Genomic DNA, 2,043 nt, shown 5'->3' with positions numbered 1-2,043 from the left:
TATTTCTGACGGCTACAGTGTCACCCGCTCTAAGCCAGCACCAGATCTGTTCTTGCACGCAGCACAGCAGTTGGGATTGGAACCCGCTTATTGTGTAGTAGTAGAAGATGCCGGATCTGGTGTCGAAGCCGCTCTAGCTGCTGGTATGTGGGCTGTAGGACTTGGTCCAGTTGAACGAGTTGGAGCAGCTCACCTGGTGTTACCCAGTCTCGAAGGCGTACACTGGAGCAACCTCCACAAACAATTGGCAGGGAATCGTTTAATTCCTTGTTAGGGTATTCGAAACTAAATATTTGGAACTAAATTGGCTGGGTGAAGTCTAATTCACCCAGCCATATTTTTTTAGTTATAGTCCTGAGTACTGAGTAGCAAGTGCCGATTAAAATAAATCAGTTTAAGATAAATCATTTGCTGTCATTGTTTCTTATTCAGAACTCAATGAACTTAGCAACTCAGGACTTCTCTATTTCGTGTTTATGTTTGGAGTGAATTACTACCATTGCTTGCCACCTATAGGTAGGCTAGTCGAGCTAGTAGTGATCTGGTTCGCAGGGATTTTTCCTTAACTAGATTGAACTAGATTCTTTCAAAACTGTATATGGTTGTTCCTACTGGCCTTCACGTTTTCATAGTAACAGATTCACCGCACTTAAAAGTGCCGTGGTGGGCTACATCTGCCCCATGAATATGGGGAGTTTTGTGTCCCGATTTCCTATAATTATCTGGAAAAGGCGAAAAGCGCTGATCTAAACGATTAAACTGCACTGACAGGAGCTGAAGTTTTGGGATTAGCTTACTTATGCTGTTCTAGCACTTTCTGATAAGCTGCTTCATAGCCATCAACCATATTGGGAACACTGAAGGTCTCTTCCACATACTTACGGCACTCTTCGCGAGAGAGTTTAAGAGCTTCTGGAATGGCAGCTATCATGTCCTCAGGATTGGCACAGATTATGCCAGTTCTCTTGTCGGCCACCACCTCCGGTACAGCGCCAAAGTTCGTGGCAATCACTGGAGTGCCAACACACATTGACTCAATCATTACCAAACCAAAAGGTTCGGGCCAGATAATCGGAAAGAGGGTCAGGCTGGCTTTGGATAATAATTCCACCTTCTCTTCGTGGCTCACTTCACCCAAGTATTGAATTTGTTTACCGTCGATTTCCGGAGCAATTTCTTGTTCGAAGAATTCCCGGTCAACTACATCAAGCTTGCCCGCCATTTTCAAGTTCCAGCCAGTTTCACGGGCAATTCTGATCGCATGATGAGGGCCTTTCTCCTTTGACAAACGACCCAAAAACCCTAAGTAGGGGGGGTCATCGGCTGCTTTTGGATTGAACGGATAATCTTTTATTTTAACACCATTGTAAACCGTAGCAACATAATTCATCTCTGGTCCGGATGACCGCTGATGATTACTGATGCTAATATGGGGTATGTGGCTGTATCGCGCATAAGCCTTGCTAATATCATTGCCGAAGCGACCATGCATGGTATGAACCACAGGGGTCTTATACAAGTCAATCACCGGAAAGGTAATCATCCCTGTGTGAAAGTGAATTAGGTCAAACTCATCAGCCACCTCGCCAATCTGAGCCAGTTGCAGTAGTTCGTAAACTATTGGTGCCTCTACGGAGGGGTCAAGGCGCAACGCCTGAGGAGCCACAGACTTTAGTTTAGCGATAGTGATGGAATCTCCAGAGGCAAATAGGGTGACATCGTGACCACGACGAACTAATTCATCAGTGAGTTGGCTCACAACTAGTTCGATACCACCATAGCCTGGTGGGGGAACTCTCTCCCATAAGGGGGAAACTTGAGCTATCCGCATATCATAGTCCTCCAAAAATCTTCTAAATTAGCTTGATTGAGAGCTAGTAAAACTTAAAACGGTGCTTTTATCACAAATAAAAACCGATTCTGCTATCTTACAGAAAGTTTTTAGCTTTTGGGAAGAAGCTAGACGTAATCTATCTACATGCTCCGAGAGTAAGTCTCTACCATACAGGTGTAGATAGGTTAATTAATTTAAGTTTTATTTAA

Annotated in this window: 2 protein-coding genes; one reads left to right on the top strand and one right to left on the bottom strand. The window is 44.2% G+C overall.

Annotation, left to right across the window (positions count from 1 at the left end; genetic code table 11):
- Positions 1 to 274 (top strand): HAD-IA family hydrolase (locus tag F6K49_RS43805; protein WP_293108075.1); only part of this gene is annotated, 274 nt, incomplete at its 5' end.
- Between the two features lie 519 nt (positions 275 to 793).
- Here F6K49_RS43805 and F6K49_RS43800 read toward each other — a convergent pair.
- Positions 794 to 1,831, bottom strand: coding sequence for a glycosyltransferase family 4 protein (locus tag F6K49_RS43800; protein ID WP_293062669.1), 1,038 nt, complete (start codon positions 1,829 to 1,831; stop codon positions 794 to 796).
- Positions 1,832 to 2,043: the final 212 nt, after the last annotated feature.

The sequence above is a fragment of the Moorena sp. SIO3I6 genome, assembly GCF_010672095.1.
The sequence above is the reverse complement of the archived record's forward strand: the minus strand, read 5'-3'. Positions and strand labels throughout refer to the sequence as shown.

Excerpts from the sequence above, each read along its gene's own strand:
- F6K49_RS43800 (WP_293062669.1), bottom strand. The coding sequence starts at position 1,831 with ATGCGGATAGCTCAAGTTTCCCCCTTATGGGAGAGAGTTCCCCCACCA.